1 protein-coding gene is annotated in these 1,083 nt (G+C 75.9%); it reads right to left on the bottom strand.

Annotated features, from left to right (window positions below; genetic code table 11):
- Window positions 1–203: 203 nt before the first annotated feature.
- A partial coding sequence (locus HMPREF3159_RS11550) for a dipeptide epimerase (RefSeq protein WP_070501144.1) occupies window positions 204–1,083 on the bottom strand: 880 nt, incomplete at its 5' end.

Below are 1,083 nucleotides of genomic sequence, written 5' to 3'. Positions count from 1 at the left end.
CGGGGGCGGCGGAGGCAGGGCCGAGCGCGGCGAGGGAGGCGACGGCGAGGCCGGCGGTGCCGGTCGCGGCCAGGCGCAGGCCGTCGCGTCGGGTGAGGTCGGGGAGTCGGCGGATGGTCATGGCATCTCCTTCAGGGGGTCGGCGCCGGGGCGCCGACGGGGGAGGGGCGTGAGGGATCGGGGACGGTCGGACATCTGGCTGCTCACCGATCACCTCCCCCGGCGTCCTCGTGGGGGCGCAGCAGCTCGAGGCCGAGCCCGGGCCCGCCGGAAAGGCGCAGCACGCCCTGCTCCTGGACCATCCCGCCGCGGGGCAGCGCGGAGGCGAACCAGGCCGGCGGGTCCAGGTCGATCATCGTGATCGCCGGGTGCGCGAGCGCGAGATGCGCGGCGGCCGTGATCGAGATGCGCGGCTCCATCATGGCCCCCAGCATGCAGTCGATCCCGGCCCGACGCGCCGCCTCGGCGACCTCGATCGCGCCGCGCAGCCCGCCGGTCTTGGCGAGCTTGATGTTCAGCAGGTCGCAGGCCCGCGCCTCGATGAGCCGGTGCGCATCGGCCGCCGACCACACGGCCTCGTCAGCCATGATCGGCACGGACACCGCGGCGGTGACCCGGGCGAGCCCCTCCACGTCGCCGGCCGCGACGGGCTGCTCGACGAGCTCGACGGGCAGTGCGTCCGCCGCGAAGCCGGTGATGATCTCGACCGCCTGGTCGGGCAGCCAGCCCTGGTTCGCATCCAGCCGCAGCCGCGCCGACGGGGCCGCCTCGACGACTGCGGCGAGCCGCTCCCTGTCCTCGGCGATGTCATGGCCGAGCTTGATCTTCAGGATCTCGTACCCGGCTGCGACGGCCTCCCGCGCCCGCTGCGCCATGGTCGCCGGCTCCTCGAGGGAGACGGTCATGTCGTTGCGCATCGTCTCCTCGGCGCTCCCGCCCAGCAGCTCCACGAGCGGCCGCCCCGCCGCACGGGCCCAGGCGTCGTGGAGGGCGACCTCGAGCGCCGCCTTCGCGCTCGTCGCCCCGGGCATCGCCCCCGCGATCCGGGCGGAGAGCTCGCCGACCGTGCCCCGCGCGCCGCGC

Origin of the sequence: Brachybacterium sp. HMSC06H03, assembly GCF_001807385.1 — a bacterium.
Taxonomy (GTDB): Bacteria; Actinomycetota; Actinomycetes; order Actinomycetales; family Dermabacteraceae; genus Brachybacterium; species Brachybacterium conglomeratum.
The sequence above is the reverse complement of the archived record's forward strand: the minus strand, read 5'-3'. Positions and strand labels throughout refer to the sequence as shown.